Raw genomic sequence first — 13,421 nt, 5'->3', positions numbered from 1 at the left:
ATTCCATTCCAACCGGAGCGCCCACGAGGCGTGAAAGGAACATCATGAAGCTCAAGAATCTGGCCGCGATCGCGGCGGGCGCGGCACTCGTGCTCACCGTCAGCGCGTGCAGCAGCGGTGGCGGCAACGAGGCCACCGAGTCCAAGGCCCCGGCCGAGACGAAGACCGCCGACTACAACCCCCAGGAGCGCGACGCGCTGCAGGAGGGCGGCGAGGTCACCTTCCCGATCGGCGAGATCCCGCCGCAGATGAACCCGTTCCAGGCGGACGGTTCGGTCGACACCTCGACCCTGTGGGACTGGTACAACCCGCAGCTCATCCTCTTCACCCCCGAGGGCGAGGCGTACAAGAACGACGCCTACCTCGACGGATGGGACATCGAGACCGAGGACGGCAAGACCGTCGTCACCTTCACGTTCAACCCCGACGCGCACTACAACGACGGCACGCCGATCGACTGGACCGCGATCGACACGACGTGGAAGGCCAGCAACGCGACGAACGAGGCCTACCAGGCCTCCTCGACCGACGGCTACAAGCTGATCGAGTCGGTCGCGGCCGGCGCCGACGACAAGCAGGCCGTCGTCACCTTCGGCCAGGAGTACGCCTGGCCCGAGGGTCTCTTCAACAACATCCTGCACCCGGCCGTGAACTCGCCCGAGGTGTACAACACCGGCTACCTGAACACGCCGAACGAGCAGTGGGGCGCCGGGCCGTACACGATCGACAAGTTCGACTCGAAGGGCGGCACGATCACCTTCGTGCAGAACCCCGAGTGGTGGGGTGAGAAGGGCCTGCTCGACAAGGTCACCTTCCGCATGCTCGACGACACCGCCGAGATCAACGCCTTCAAGAACGGCGAGGTCGACATGGCCGCGACGGGCACGAAGGACCGCCTCGCGCAGGTCGAAGACCTCGACGGCGTCGTCACCTACCGCGCCATGCGCACGGCGACGAACCTCTTCACGCTCGACGCCGAGAACCCGCTGCTGTCGGACCTCGACGTCCGCAAGGCGATCTTCATGGGCATCGACCGCGACGCGCTGAAGGAGGTCGTCTGGGACGGCCTCGACTACAGCGAGGAGCCGGCCGGTTCGTTCACGCTGTTCCCCTTCCAGGAGGGCTATGAGAACAACCTCGACGCCGCCGGCTGGTCGTACGACCCCGAGGCTGCTGCGAAGCTCCTCGAGGACGCCGGCTGGGAAGAGGGCGAAGACGGCATCCGCGAGAAGGACGGCGAGAAGCTCTCCCTCACGCTGCCGCTCTTCGGCGACGACCCCATCGTGGAAGCCCGCGGCAAGGTCATCAACGCGCTCCTCAAGGAGATCGGCGTCGACATCAAGATCGACGTGCGCCCGTCGTCGGACTTCTCGACCGACTACAGCTCGAAGAACTGGGACGTCATGATGCTGGGCTTCAGCTCGTCCGACCCGTTCGGCTTCGCGTACTTCTGCCAGCTGTGGTGCTCCGACTCGGGTCTGAACCTCTCGGGTTCCGGCACGCCTGAGCTCGACGAGAAGATCCACGCGCTCGAGGCCATCGGCGACCCCGCCGAGCAGATCGCGGAGGGCAACAAGCTCGAGGCCGAGGCGTTCGCCGAGACCTGGGGTATCTTCCCGCTGTACGCCGGCCCCTCGATCTTCACGGTCAAGGAGGGCCTGGCCAACCTGACGCCCGAGTTCTACACCGGTCTCGACGGCTTCGGCCGCCAGCCCGTGGAGAACGTGGGCTGGGAGAAGTAACCTCTCTCGCACCTCGCAGGGGGTCGGCCTTCGGGCCGGCCCCCTGTGGCGTTGCCGAGTGTGGATGCCCCGGCGCGCCGCAGCTCAGTCGTCGCCGCGTTCGAGGGGCCGCCAGACGACGACTGCGGTCTCGCGGCGGGTGCGGGTGCCGGCGCGGAGCGTGATGACCTCGCCCTCGGTTCCGGCCGCGAAGACACGCCGGCCGGGGCGGTTCAGCATCTCGTCGGCGAGCGCCGATTCGAGTTCCCGCACCCGTGCTTCGAGCTCGGAGACCCGGTCTTCGAGGCCGAGCACGCGGCGGATGCCCTCGAGGCCGACGCCGTCGGCGGAGAGCTGCGCGATCTCGCGGAGTTGTTCGACGTCGCGCATCGAGTAACGGCGGGAGCGGCCCGCGGTGCGCCGCGGCGAGACGAGCCCGAGCCGGTCGTACTGGCGGAGCGTCTGCGGGTGCATGCCGGCGAGTTCCGCGGCGACGGAGATCACGAACACGGGGCTTGCGCGATCCATGTCGTCCTCCGTTCTTCTCGTTGCCGCCGTTCTTCAGCGGCGCCGTCGCTCGGCGGGTACCGTCCGGCAGTCATCGCCGCCCGGCATCCGCCGGCTCAGTCCTCGGCCCGCTCGAGCAGCTCGGCGCGCGGGTCTTCCTCGGGCAGTTCCGCGTCGAACGCGCGAAGCTTCTCCTCGGCATCCTTCGACAGATGCGACGGCACCGCAACCTGCACCTCGGCGAGGAGGTCGCCGGTGCCCTTCTGGGTCTTCACGCCGCGACCCTTGACCCGCAGCACGCGGCCGCTCGGGGTGCCGGCGGCGACCTTCAGCTTCACCGGGTCGCCGCCGAGGGTCGGCACGCGGATGGTCGCGCCGAGCACCGCCTCGGCGAAGGTGACCGGAACCGTCACGCGGAGGTTCAGTCCGTCGCGTTCGAAGACGGGGTGCTTGCGCACCGAGACGGTGAGCACGAGGTCGCCGTTCGCGCCGCCGTCGGGCGAGGGGTGGCCCTTGCCGCGCAGGCGGATCTTCTGCCCGTCGGCGACGCCGGCGGGGATGCGCACGGTGATCGGCTTGCCCTCGGGGGTCTGCAGGGTGATCTGGTCGCCCTTGGTGGCGGTGATGAAGTCGAGCGTCGTGGTCGCCGCGACGTCGCGGCCGGGGGTCGGCCCGCCCGCACCGCGGTAGCCGCCGGTGGACTGGCCGAAGCGACCCGAACCGAACAGGCCGCCGAAGAGGTCGTCGTAGTCGGCGCCGCCGCCGCCCTGCTGGAAGGTGAAGCGCTGACCGCCGCCGCCCTGGTTGAACATGCCGCCGAAGACGTCTTCGAAGCCGCCGGCCCCACCGGCGCCGCCGCCGGGCGCGGTGAAGCGCGCCCCCGAGCCCATGGCACGGATCTGGTCGTACTCCTTGCGCTGCTCGGCGTCGGAGAGCACCGAGTTCGCCTCGCTGATCTCCTTGAACTTCGCCTCGGCGGCCGTATCGCCTGGGTTCTGGTCGGGGTGGTATTTGCGCGCGAGTTTGCGGTACGCCTTCTTGATGTCGGCGTCGCTCGCGTCTTTGGAGACGCCGAGCACCTGGTAGAAGTCCTTGTCGAACCAGTCCTGGCTGGCCATCGGCACCCCCTTCTGTGTGTTCGTTGGTATGTGGACGCCGGTCGAGGAGCGAAAGTGGGGCGGGACCCTGGAAAGGGGGTCTCGATACGCTCCTTCGTCGCTACTCGACCGGCGGAGGTCGCTACTCGACCGGCGGAGGTCGCTACTCGACCGGCGGAGGTCGCTACTCGACCGGCGGAGGTCGCTACTCGACCGGCGGAGGTCGCTCCTCGACCGGCGGGAGGGGATGCGGTTACGCGGGCGTCTTGACGACGACCTTCGCCGCCCGAAGCAGCGTCGAACCGAGCGTGTAGCCCGTCTCGACCACCTCGGCGACGGTGTCGACCTCGACGTCGGACGAGGGCTGCTGGAAGATCGCCTCGTGCCTGGTCGGGTCGAAGGGCTCGCCGGGCTCGCCGAACGGCTCGAGCCCGAGCTTGCCGACCGCCGCGCGCAGCTTCGCCGCGATCGTCGCGAACGGGGCGTCGCCCTCGAGGTCGCCGTGCTTCTCGGCCCGGTCGAGGTCGTCGAGCACCGGCAGCAGCACGGCGACGGCGGAGCCGACCGCACGCTCGCGTTCGACCTCTCGGTTCGCCTCGGTGCGCTTGCGGTAGTTCGCATACTCGGCGGTGACCCGCTTGAGATCGGCGAGGTGCTCGTCGTTCGGCTCGGCCGTCTCGGCATCGGCCGCGTTCAGGATGTCTTCGACGGTGAGGGGCGCCTCATCGGCATCCGCACCCTCGGCATCCGGTGCCGCGGCATCCGCACCCGAATCCGGGGCGGCCCCGGGCGCCGCATCGGCACCCGGGGCGGCAGGCTGACGAACCTCGCCCGTCTCGGGGTCGATGCGCCGCCCAGCACCCTCAGAGGGCTCAGGGCGGATCACCGGCTCTTCGGGGTTGGTGTTCTCGTCGGTCATGGCCTTACTTCTTCTCGTCCTCGTCGTCGATGACCTCGGCGTCGACGACATCCTCATCGGAGTCGGCCGGCTGCTCGCCGGCGGGCTCGCCGCCCTCGGCACCGGCAGCGCCCGCGGCATCCGCCTGGCCCTGCTGGTAGATGGCCTCGCCCAGCTTGGACTGCGACTGCGAGAGCTTCTCGAACGCGGTCTTCACCGCGTCGTCGTCGTCGCCGGCGAGCGCCGTCTTCAGGGCGTCGACGTCGGCCTGCACCTCGGACTTCACGTCGCCGGGCAGCTTGTCCTCGTTGTCCTTGATGAGCTTCTCGACCGAGTAGGCGAGCTGCTCGGCGGAGTTGCGCGTCTCGGCGGTCTCGCGACGCTTCTTGTCTTCGGCGGCGTGCTCCTCGGCCTCGCGCACCATGCGGTCGATATCCTCCTTCGGCAGGCTCGAACCGCCCGAGAGGCGGATCGACTGCTCGCGACCGGTGCCCTTGTCCTTCGCGGTGACGTGAACGATGCCGTTCGCGTCGATGTCGAAGGTGACCTCGATCTGCGGGATGCCGCGGGGGGCCGGGGCGATGCCGGTCAGCTCGAAGGTGCCGAGCGGCTTGTTGTCGCGGGTGAACTCGCGCTCGCCCTGGAAGACCTGGATCGCGACCGACGGCTGGTTGTCGTCGGCGGTCGTGAAGGTCTCGGACCGCTTCGTCGGGATGGCCGTGTTGCGCTCGATGAGCTTGGTCATCATGCCGCCCTTGGTCTCGATGCCGAGGCTCAGCGGGGTGACGTCGATGAGCAGCACGTCCTTGCGCTCGCCCTTCAGCACACCGGCCTGCAGGGCCGCGCCGACGGCGACGACCTCATCGGGGTTGACGCCCTTGTTCGGGTCCTTGCCGGTCTCCTTCTTCACGAGTTCGGAGACGGCCGGCATACGCGTGGATCCGCCGACGAGCACCACATGGGCGATGTCGGAGACCTTGATGCCCGCTTCGCGGATGACGTCTTCGAAGGGCTTCTTCGTGCGGTCGAGCAGGTCGCTCGTCATGTTCTCGAACTCGGCGCGCGTGATCTTCTCGTCGAGGTTCGCCGGGCCCGATTCGGTCAGCGACAGGTACGGCAGCTGGATGCTCGCCGACATGCCCGAGGAGAGCTCCTTCTTCGCCTGCTCGGCGGCCTCCTTGAGGCGCTGCAGGGCGATCTTGTCGTTCGAGACGTCGACGCCGCTCGTGTCCTTGAACTTCTTGATGAGCCACTCGACGACGCGCTGGTCCCAGTCGTCGCCGCCGAGGCGGTTGTCGCCGGAGGTCGCGCGCACCTGGATGGTCGAGAAGTCGTCGTCCTTGCCCACCTCGAGGAGGGAGACGTCGAAGGTGCCGCCGCCGAGGTCGAAGACGAGGATGAGCTCGTCCTCCTTGCCCTTGTCGAGGCCGTAAGCCAGGGCGGCCGCGGTCGGCTCGTTGATGATGCGCAGCACGTTCAGACCCGCGATCTCGCCGGCCTCCTTGGTGGCCTGGCGCTCGGCGTCGTTGAAGTACGCGGGGACGGTGATGACGGCATCCGTCACCGTGTCGCCGAGGTACTGCTCGGCGTCGCGCTTCAGCTTCTGCAGGATGCGGGCCGAGATCTCCTGCGGCGTGTACTGCTTGCCGTCGATCGACTCGGTCTTCCAATCGGTGCCCATGTGGCGCTTGACCGACGAGATGGTGCGGTCGACGTTGGTGACGGCCTGGCGCTTGGCGGTCTCGCCGACGAGCACCTCGCCGTCCTTCGTGAAGGCGACGACCGACGGGGTCGTGCGGAAGCCTTCCGCGTTGGCGATGACGACGGGCTCCCCGCCCTCGAGGACCGAGACGACCGAGTTGGTCGTGCCCAGGTCGATTCCTACTGCACGTGACATGTGTGTTTCTCCTTCTTTCCGATGCGTTCGCCCGTTCGGCACCGCATCGGCGTGTGGCCCGGCCTGTACCCGACCCGCAGCCGAAAAGTCGTGCCCGTCAGAGTTGAGCCCTGACGGCTCAAGCTTTTCAGGCGCTCATTCGAGTGTCAAACTCGCTCCTCGAAACTTCAGTGTACTTGACTCAACTCTGTCGAGACCCCCGATATTCCCCCTCGTATCCCCCGAGTGGATGCCGCATGCGCACCCTGAGCCACATGCAAGCCGGAGACCTTGCGAATCACCTGGACGCAGCCGCCCCCGTTCGGGGGTCTCGACGCGCGTGCCGGCACCTCGCCCGCCTCACACGCCCCCGAAGAGGCACGTCACACCCGGCAGCTCGTCGAATCCCGCCGCGCGATCGGTGGTGAGCACGGTGCGATCGGTGGCGACCGCGGTCGCGGCGATGAGGAGATCGTGGGCGCCACGGGGGCGACCGGCCCGGTGGACGTGGGCGAGCAGGCGGGCGTGCGCTTCGGCGACCTTCGTGTCGTACACCTCGACCGGCAGGAGTTCGAGGGCCGCACGCACGAACTCCAGCCGTGACGCGCGCCGGGGTTCGGCGGCGAGCTCGACGCCGGTATGCAGTTCGGCGACGGTGACGGCGGCGACCGCCACGTCGTCGTCGGGCTCGATGAACGACCCGATCGCCCGACGCTCGCGCTCCGACGCGATGAGCACGCCGGTGTCGACGATCAGTCTGCGGGCCATGCCGGCTCGTCGAGTCGGACCGCCTCACGGGCCGCGCGGACGTCCGATGCGAACTCGAGGTCGACGCCCGTGCTCCACAGGAAATCGGCGAAGACGCGCCCGTTGCCCGCCCCCGCCGGGCGGATCTCCGCGATCCGCCGCCCCGCCCGGGTGACGATCACGGACTCCCCCTGCTCGACCCCGTCGAGCAGTGCCGCGAACGAGCGGCTCGCCTCGGTTGCACTCATCACTTTCATCGAATCAGATTATCTGATTCATCGAGCGTGCGCAATCCTCCGGCCGGCGCCGCGCCGAACCGCTACCCTGACGACGACGGACGGTTGGGGGAACCATGCGTGTCTGGAAAGCCGGAGCGGCGATGCTCGCCGCTGGAGGCCTCGTACTGATGCCGCTCGCTCCGGCGAACGCGGCCACAACGGTGACGGACTGCGACGGCCTCGTCGCCGCGCTCGGCGCGGGGGAGGATGTGCTGCTCGGCGCCGACATCGGCACCCCGGCCGGAGACTGCCCGACGGCGACCGTCGTCGGCGACGTGCGGCTCGACCTCGCCGGCCACACCCTGCAGCTCGTCTCGGCAGCCGTGAACGGCAGTGCCCTCCAGATCAGCGGCAGTGATCGCATCACCGTGGCCGGCCCCGGCACCCTCATCGCCGACGCGAGCGGCACCGACGCGGGTGCCGGCATCGGCGACGGCACGGGCCGGGCCGGTGGAGGCCACATCGTCATCGAGAGCGGCGACGTGATCGCCACCGGCAGCGAAAACGGGGCTGCCATCGGCGATCCGCTCATCCTGAAGCCGGCCGAGGGGTCGATCCTCATCGCGGGCGGCACGGTGCACGCGAACGGCGGCTTCCGCGCCGGCATCAATTCCCCCGATATCCGCATCACCGGCGGCGAAGTGACCGCAACGGTCGGCGCGGGCGGCGGCGGGGCAGCCATCGGCAGCACATTCTTCAGCGCGGGCGAGGTGCACATCAGCATCGAAGGCGGCGTCGTGGATGCCACGGGCAGCGATCGGGGGGCTGCCATCGGTGCCGGCTACTTGTCAGAGCACGCCGCGGTGACGATCACCGGCGGCACGGTCACGGCACGAGGGGGCGACCTCGGGTCCGCCCTCGGCGGCGGCGACATCTTGACCGGCGGCTCGGTGACGATCTCGGGCGGCGAGGTGAACGCGATCGCCGGCGCGAACGGCCGCGCGATCGGCGGCGGCGCCGGCTCCGGCACCGTCGCGTTCGCCCTCGACGGCCCCGCCGCGCTCACGACCGGCGGTATCAGCACGGCGACGACGACCGTGTCGAGCGGGTCGATGGATGCCGGCGGCGATCCATCGCTCGAAGCCTGGCCGACGACGCCGGGCGGCGACCCGGCCTACCTCTGCACCGTGCGGGTCGTGGGCGAGGACGGCGAGCCGGCCGACGGCGCCCTCGTCACCGCCGGCGCCGACTACCTCGCGCCCGCGCCGGGCGGCACCTCGTACACCTGGCTCCCGCTCGGAGCCGTGACGCTCGGCGCCGAATCCGGTGGGCTCGTCGCCGGACCGCTCGAGGCGACCGTCACCGAGGACGGATGCGGCGAGCCGGTCCTGCGACTCGGCGAGCCCGAGCCGACGCCGACGCCTACGCCCACGCCGACGCCGACGCCGACGCCCGAGCCGACCCCGACTCCCTCGCCGACGCCCGTGCCGCCGGGCCCCCGGCCGCCGAGCGACGACGCATCGCTTCCGGCGACGGGGCCGTCCCTCGGCGGTGCGCTCGCGATCGCGATGCTCGCCCTCGCGGCCGGCGCCCTCATGCGGCGACGGGCCCGCACCGCGCGCTGAACCCCGCCGGTTCCGTTCCGGGGGTCATTTCCCGCCATCGAACACGCATTTCGCGCATCGATGTGGCGGGATTCGACCCCCGGAACGCGGATACGGCGTTCCCAGAAGCGCCGCCGGGCGGATGCCGGGTGCGCCGTCAGGGCGCCGCGTCGGCGGCGAGGCGGAAGCCGAGGTGGCTCATGCCGGTGTCGATCGCCTGGGGGCGGCGGGCCGCCGGCCGGTAGCGCAGACAGTATTCGTCGGCGCAGAGGAAGGAGCCGCCCTTCACGACGCGACGCGGCACGCCGCCCGGTTGCGCCGCATCGACGCTGGCCTCGCGCCTCGCATCGGGCCCGCAGCATCCACCGGACGCGGATGCGGGCCCGGACGCGGATGCGGATGCGGACCCGGACGCGGATGCCGGGGCGCATCCGCACCCGCCGGCATCGCACGTGCACGCGCCCGGGCCGCAGCCGCAGCCGGTGCCGAACAGAGCCCACCAGTCCGACGTCCACTCCCACACATTGCCGGCCGTGTCGAAGAGGCCGAAGCCGTTCGGCGGGAACGAGCCGACCGGCAGCGTCGACCCCGTGCCGCGGTCGGGCCGCCACGGGAAGCGGCCGCCGCGCCAGTGGTTCGCGAGCGGATGCCCCTCGCGCTCCGGCTCGTCGCCCCACGTATACACGGCGCCCTCGAGGCCCCCGCGTGCGGCGAACTCCCACTCCGCCTCGCTCGGGAGACGCCCGCCCGCCCAGGCCGCGTACGCCTCCGCATCCTCCGCCGCGACGTGCACGACGGGATGCTCGGGACGATCGCCGATCGAGGAACCCGGGCCGAAGGGCCGCCGCCAATTCGCCCCCGGCATCCACACCCACCACTGGCTGAGATGCCGGAGGTCGACGGGGCCCGGCGTGCCGGTGAACACCATCGAACCGGGCACGAGGTTCTCGGCCGGGGCGCCCGGGTAGGCGGCCGGATCGAGCGGGTGCTCGGCGACCGTGCGGTACCCGGTCTCGCGGACGAAGCGCGCGAACTCGCGGTTCGTCACCTGGGCGGCGGCGATGCGGAACGGGGCGACGTGCGCGGGGTGCGCCGGCGCCTCCTCCGGATAGTGCGCATCGGACCCCATGCGGAACGTGCCGCCGGCGAGCGCCACGAAGCCGTCGGGGCGCGTCGCGGCATCCACCCCCGGACGCTCGGGGCGCGTCGCGGCATCCGCACCCGACGCCGCAGGCGCATCCACCCCCGAACCGGCCCCGACCGCGATGTCAATCACCGCCCGCGAGCGCCGTGAGCCGCTCGATCGCCTGATCGATGCTGAACGACGCCGGGCGCTGCCTCGGCGGGAACTCGGCGAACGTCGCCACGAACTCCGTCATGATCCGGTTCGCCGCGAAGATCAGGTAATTGTTGTCGAGGAACCAGTCGTAGTAGGTGTTCGAGGTCACATCGGCCCGCTCGTACGGGTCGGTGCGCAGGTTGAACAGCTTCGGGATGCGCAGCGGCACGAACGGTTCCGCCCAGATCGCCAGGGTGCCCTGGGCGCGCTGCTCCATGAACACCGCCTTCCAGTTGTCGTAGCGCAACGCGAGCACATCGCCGTCGTCGGAGATGTAGACGAGCCCGGCGCGCGGGCTGCGATCCGTCTCGCCCGTGAGATACGGCAGCAGGTCGTAGCCGTCGATATGCACCTTGAAGGTCTTCTCGCCGACCTCGGCGCCCTGCTTCATCGCCTCGACCGTCGTCGTGTCGCCGGCCGCCGCGAGGAACGTCGGCAACCAGTCGTGGTGCTGCACGATCTCGTTCGAGACGACCCCGGCGGGGATCCGCCCCGGCCAGCGGATCAGCTCCGGCACCCGGAAGCCGCCCTCCCAGTTCGTGTTCTTCTCGCTGCGGAACGGGGTCGTGCCGCCGTCCGGCCACGAGTTCACGTGCGGCCCGTTGTCGGTCGAATACACGACGATCGTGTCGTCGGCGATGCCGAGCTCGTCGAGCTGATCGAGCAGCCGCCCGACGATCTCATCATGGTCGACCATCGTGTCGTGGTACGGCGACTGCCACCGGCCCGCCCGGCCCAGGCTCTCCGGCTTCGGATGCGTGCGCAGATGCATGTGCGTCGTGTTCATCCACACGAAGAACGGCGTCTCGGCCGCAGCCTGGCGCCCGATGAAATCCATCGCCGCATCCGCGAACTCGTCGTCGATCGTCTCCATGCGCGTGCGGGTCAGCGGCCCCGTATCCTCCACGCGCTGCCGGCCGCGCCGCCCGAACCGCCCGTCGACCGTGTCGTCGTCCACATCCGACGCGTACGAACGGATGACGCCGCGAGGCCGCGCCTGCTCCTGGAAGTCCGGGAACTCGACCGGATCCGGCCAGTTCGGAAGCTCCGGCTCCTCCTCGGCGTTCAGATGGTAGAGGTTGCCGTAGAACTCGTCGAAGCCGTGCACCGTCGGCAGGAACTCGTTCTTGTCGCCCAGGTGGTTCTTGCCGAACTGGCCGGTGGCGTAGCCGAGCGGCTTCAGCAGCTCCGCGATCGTCGGATCCTCGGCCTGCAGCCCGACATCCGCACCCGGCACCCCCACCTTGCTGAGGCCCGTGCGATACACGCTCTGCCCCGTGATGAACGACGCGCGCCCGGCCGTGCAGCTCTGCTCGCCGTACGAGTCCGTGAACCGCATGCCCTCCTCGGCGATGCGGTCGATGTTCGGCGTCCGATACCCCATCAGGCCGTCGCTGTAGCAGCTCAGATTGCTGATGCCGATGTCGTCGCCCCAGATGACGAGGATGTTCGGCTTCCCGTTCGGCATGATCCCCCCGATCCGCGCCGCCCCCCGGCGCCTGCCCTGCTGCCACGCTAGCCGAGCGGAGGCGCGGGCGGTAGCGCTCACCGCCCGGTGCGCTCGCGCGGCGCCCGTCAGGCGGGGGTTTCCTCGCCGTCGACCGTGACGTGCGTGTAGGGCAGAGATGCCTCGGGGCCGGCGTCGCCGCCCAGGCGCCCGACGAGGCGCTCGCGGGCACGGCCGAGGTGCACGGCCAGCAGCGCCGCTGCGGCGTCCCCGTCGCCGGCGCGGATGAGCCGGAGGAGTTCCTCGTGCTCGCCGGCGATGACGGCCGTCGGCAGGAGCGACGCGCCCTGCACCTGCGACATGCAGAAGACGACCTCGGAGGCCAGGGAGTCGTAGAGCCGGCTCACGCGTTCGCTGCCGACCGCGTCGATGAGGCTGCGGTGGAAGCGCATGTCGGGGTCGACGATCTCGCTCGGCGACCCGTCGGCGAGCGCGGCGATCTCGGAGTTGGCGGCCAGCGCCGCCGCCGGCGCTTCTCCTGCGGCGGCGAGGCGGCGGAGGACTTCGGATTCGACGATCTCGCGGGTGCGGTAGATGTCGCGCACATCCTCGGGGGTGAGGCGCACGACCCGGGCGGTCTTGTGGGCGCTGCGGTCGAGCAGGCGTTCGCGGACGAGGTTCTCGATCGCGGCTTTCGCGGTGGGGCGGGCGACGTCGTAGGCCTCGGCGACCTCGACTTCGGCGAGGGGCGCCCCGGGGGCGAGTTCCCCAGAGAGCACGCGGGATCGCAGCTGCTCCGTCACGGCATCGATGACGGAGACGACCGCGAGTTTCGCTGGCATGTCTCGATGATAAGCGGCCGGCGGGCGGTCAGATCCTCCAGAGGTGCTGCTCGAGCCATCCCGGAGCGACCCCCATCGATCCGATGTCGAGCACCGCATGCTCCGGGAACGCGCGGAGGTGCTCTGCGGCCCGGGGCGCCCATCCACCATCCGGATCGATCGTGCGAAGGAGATAGGCCATGACGGCGAGCGCACTGTAGGAACCGAATTGCTTCGGCGCATCCGACTCGCTGAGGTGAGCCAAGAGCGGAACCAGAGCGGGTTTCGGTCTCTTCGGGGCGGTGACGAGCTTGCGATTGAAGAGTCGTGCATGGTGAGCCGCGATGTTCCTGACGTAATTGATCGTCGCGATCCAGCTCTCCATCAGTCGCTTCGTCGGAACGCCGAATGCACCGGCGATCTCCGTCGCGAGGTCATTCCGCAACCCGGCGTAGAGGCGCGAGAGGTGCCCGAGTTCGAGCAGCTCGGTGAGCGCCCAGATCGGCATCTGATCGTCGTACTTCGTCCGGAAGTGCGCCACGAACGCCTCATCGGAGCTGTCTCGACGCTCCTGAACTCGCACGAGCCACTCCTCCAGACGACTGGCTCGTGCCGCACCTGTCACCGTGTCGATGCGCGGCTCATCGAATGCGGCGACGAACGCAGAGGCATCTTGATGGGCGAAAGCGCCGAGCCTCCCGACCGTGTACCCGATCTGGGTGCGCAGTGCGATCTCGATCCGCTCGACCCCATCGAGCACCAGAAGCCGGAGTTCGCGATCGAAGTCGATCAGCCGGTCAGCAGCTTCGACCGTGGTTCCCTCACGATACGTATTCAGGACGCGTATGCGCTCGCGTCCGCCCTCGTCGAGGAACGTCTCGGAACTGCGGGACGGATAGAGGTAGCCGGTCAGCCGGTAGTAGCCGACCGTCCGCAGAAGCTCTGCCGTCCTCGCTCGATCGGTGACGATGACTCCGCGCGCACTGAGTCTGTCGATCTGCTCATCGATCGACAGCCACGGTTTGGCATAGTCCGCCATCGGACCCCTCGGGACAAGAAAATCGGCCCGAGCCAGGAGGCGAGCGGGCCGATCGTGATGGAACGAGTGTAGCAGGAACCTGTTGGGAGACACCCCGGCACAAACCC

The 13,421-nt window shown here is 69.7% G+C and carries 12 protein-coding genes; 2 read left to right on the top strand and 10 right to left on the bottom strand.

The annotated features are described in order from the left end of the window. Nucleotides 1–44 precede the first annotated feature (44 nt). The gene (locus G127AT_RS08450) at nt 45–1,742 is read left to right on the top strand and encodes an ABC transporter family substrate-binding protein (protein WP_210895959.1); all 1,698 of its coding nucleotides are present in this window, start codon (nt 45–47) and stop codon (nt 1,740–1,742) included. 84 nt (nt 1,743–1,826) lie between these two features. Here the strand turns inward: G127AT_RS08450 and G127AT_RS08445 are convergent, their stop codons facing one another. From G127AT_RS08445 to G127AT_RS08420, 6 genes are all read right to left on the bottom strand, one after another. Beyond that, nucleotides 1,827–2,249 (bottom strand): heat shock protein transcriptional repressor HspR, encoded by a 423-nt coding sequence (locus tag G127AT_RS08445; protein WP_210895956.1) that lies wholly within the window; start codon nt 2,247–2,249, stop codon nt 1,827–1,829. Nucleotides 2,250–2,344: 95 nt separating this feature from the next. Next, entirely contained in the window at nt 2,345–3,346 is a 1,002-nt protein-coding gene (locus G127AT_RS08440; protein ID WP_210895954.1) for a DnaJ C-terminal domain-containing protein, read from the bottom strand. Between the two features lie 232 nt (nt 3,347–3,578). Continuing rightward, nucleotides 3,579–4,244, bottom strand: coding sequence for a nucleotide exchange factor GrpE (locus G127AT_RS08435; protein ID WP_210895952.1), 666 nt, complete (start codon nt 4,242–4,244; stop codon nt 3,579–3,581). A 4-nt stretch (nt 4,245–4,248) separates the two neighbouring features. Continuing rightward, entirely contained in the window at nt 4,249–6,120 is a 1,872-nt protein-coding gene (gene dnaK, locus G127AT_RS08430) for a molecular chaperone DnaK (protein ID WP_210895950.1), read from the bottom strand. A gap of 339 nt (nt 6,121–6,459) precedes the next feature. Beyond that, nucleotides 6,460–6,867 carry a PIN domain-containing protein gene (locus G127AT_RS08425; RefSeq protein WP_210895947.1) on the bottom strand — a complete coding sequence of 136 codons (408 nt, stop codon included), beginning with the start codon at nt 6,865–6,867 and terminating at the stop codon, nt 6,460–6,462. After that, a complete protein-coding gene (locus tag G127AT_RS08420) occupies nt 6,852–7,094 on the bottom strand; it encodes a type II toxin-antitoxin system Phd/YefM family antitoxin (protein WP_244857491.1) in 243 nt (80 codons plus the stop codon). The genes G127AT_RS08425 and G127AT_RS08420 overlap by 16 nt, the downstream gene beginning before the upstream one ends. A gap of 131 nt (nt 7,095–7,225) precedes the next feature. On the opposite strand from G127AT_RS08420, the gene G127AT_RS08415 reads away from it, so the two are divergent. After that, the gene (locus G127AT_RS08415) at nt 7,226–8,689 is read left to right on the top strand and encodes a hypothetical protein (RefSeq protein WP_210895943.1); all 1,464 of its coding nucleotides are present in this window, start codon (nt 7,226–7,228) and stop codon (nt 8,687–8,689) included. 136 nt (nt 8,690–8,825) lie between these two features. Here G127AT_RS08415 and G127AT_RS08410 read toward each other — a convergent pair whose 3' ends face one another. From G127AT_RS08410 to G127AT_RS08395, 4 genes are all read right to left on the bottom strand, one after another. Continuing rightward, on the bottom strand, nt 8,826–9,797 hold the full coding sequence (locus G127AT_RS08410; protein WP_210901969.1) for an SUMF1/EgtB/PvdO family nonheme iron enzyme: 972 nt from the start codon (nt 9,795–9,797) through the stop codon (nt 8,826–8,828). Between the two features lie 139 nt (nt 9,798–9,936). Then, complete coding sequence (locus G127AT_RS08405) at nt 9,937–11,475, bottom strand: arylsulfatase (protein WP_210895941.1); 1,539 nt, start codon at nt 11,473–11,475, stop codon at nt 9,937–9,939. A 107-nt stretch (nt 11,476–11,582) separates the two neighbouring features. Then, nucleotides 11,583–12,296, bottom strand: coding sequence for a GntR family transcriptional regulator (locus G127AT_RS08400; RefSeq protein ID WP_210895939.1), 714 nt, complete (start codon nt 12,294–12,296; stop codon nt 11,583–11,585). Nucleotides 12,297–12,324: 28 nt separating this feature from the next. Beyond that, on the bottom strand, nt 12,325–13,314 hold the full coding sequence (locus tag G127AT_RS08395; protein WP_210895937.1) for an Abi family protein: 990 nt from the start codon (nt 13,312–13,314) through the stop codon (nt 12,325–12,327). Nucleotides 13,315–13,421: the final 107 nt, after the last annotated feature.

The sequence above is a fragment of the Agromyces archimandritae genome (assembly GCF_018024495.1).
GTDB lineage: Bacteria > Actinomycetota > Actinomycetes > Actinomycetales > Microbacteriaceae > Agromyces > Agromyces archimandritae.
The sequence above is the reverse complement of the archived record's forward strand: the minus strand, read 5'-3'. Positions and strand labels throughout refer to the sequence as shown.

Excerpts from the sequence above, each read along its gene's own strand:
- G127AT_RS08450 (WP_210895959.1), top strand. The coding sequence starts at position 45 with ATGAAGCTCAAGAATCTGGCCGCGATCGCGGCGGGCGCGGCACTCGTG.
- G127AT_RS08445 (WP_210895956.1), bottom strand. The coding sequence starts at position 2,249 with ATGGATCGCGCAAGCCCCGTGTTCGTGATCTCCGTCGCCGCGGAACTC.
- G127AT_RS08440 (WP_210895954.1), bottom strand. The coding sequence starts at position 3,346 with ATGGCCAGCCAGGACTGGTTCGACAAGGACTTCTACCAGGTGCTCGGC.
- G127AT_RS08435 (WP_210895952.1), bottom strand. The coding sequence starts at position 4,244 with ATGACCGACGAGAACACCAACCCCGAAGAGCCGGTGATCCGCCCTGAG.
- dnaK (WP_210895950.1), bottom strand. The coding sequence starts at position 6,120 with ATGTCACGTGCAGTAGGAATCGACCTGGGCACGACCAACTCGGTCGTC.
- G127AT_RS08425 (WP_210895947.1), bottom strand. The coding sequence starts at position 6,867 with ATGGCCCGCAGACTGATCGTCGACACCGGCGTGCTCATCGCGTCGGAG.
- G127AT_RS08420 (WP_244857491.1), bottom strand. The coding sequence starts at position 7,094 with ATGAGTGCAACCGAGGCGAGCCGCTCGTTCGCGGCACTGCTCGACGGG.
- G127AT_RS08415 (WP_210895943.1), top strand. The coding sequence starts at position 7,226 with ATGCTCGCCGCTGGAGGCCTCGTACTGATGCCGCTCGCTCCGGCGAAC.
- G127AT_RS08410 (WP_210901969.1), bottom strand. The coding sequence starts at position 9,797 with ATGGGGTCCGATGCGCACTATCCGGAGGAGGCGCCGGCGCACCCCGCG.
- G127AT_RS08405 (WP_210895941.1), bottom strand. The coding sequence starts at position 11,475 with ATGCCGAACGGGAAGCCGAACATCCTCGTCATCTGGGGCGACGACATC.
- G127AT_RS08400 (WP_210895939.1), bottom strand. The coding sequence starts at position 12,296 with ATGCCAGCGAAACTCGCGGTCGTCTCCGTCATCGATGCCGTGACGGAG.
- G127AT_RS08395 (WP_210895937.1), bottom strand. The coding sequence starts at position 13,314 with ATGGCGGACTATGCCAAACCGTGGCTGTCGATCGATGAGCAGATCGAC.